The organism is Bacillus sp. SIMBA_005 (assembly GCF_046535585.1).
Classification (GTDB): domain Bacteria; phylum Bacillota; class Bacilli; order Bacillales; family Bacillaceae; genus Bacillus; species Bacillus pumilus.
In genome coordinates, this window is sequence record NZ_JAWRWI010001106.1 from 1 (window position 1) to 239 (window position 239).

Sequence of the window (239 nt, forward strand, 5' to 3'; positions counted from 1 at the left end):
CTCTGGAAATTGAAATACAATGCCCACACGTTGGCGAACTGCTTTTAAATCCTTAGCCTTTTTACCTGCCTCCACTGTGCGATCGCCTAATTGCACAATGCCCGTTGTTGGCTTTAACAGTGCATTAAAATGTTGAAGAATGGTCGACTTACCGGAACCCGTATGTCCAATAATTGCTTGGTACGTATGGGATGGAATCTCAAAATTGACATCGAATAATGCCCGTTTTTCAAAAGGTG

At 42.7% G+C, this 239-nt stretch carries 1 protein-coding gene; it reads right to left on the reverse strand.

Translation table 11 applies throughout. The annotated features are described in order from the left end of the window. On the reverse strand, positions 1 to 239 hold a 239-nt coding region (locus SB660_RS23555; protein WP_410585003.1), incomplete at both ends, for an ATP-binding cassette domain-containing protein.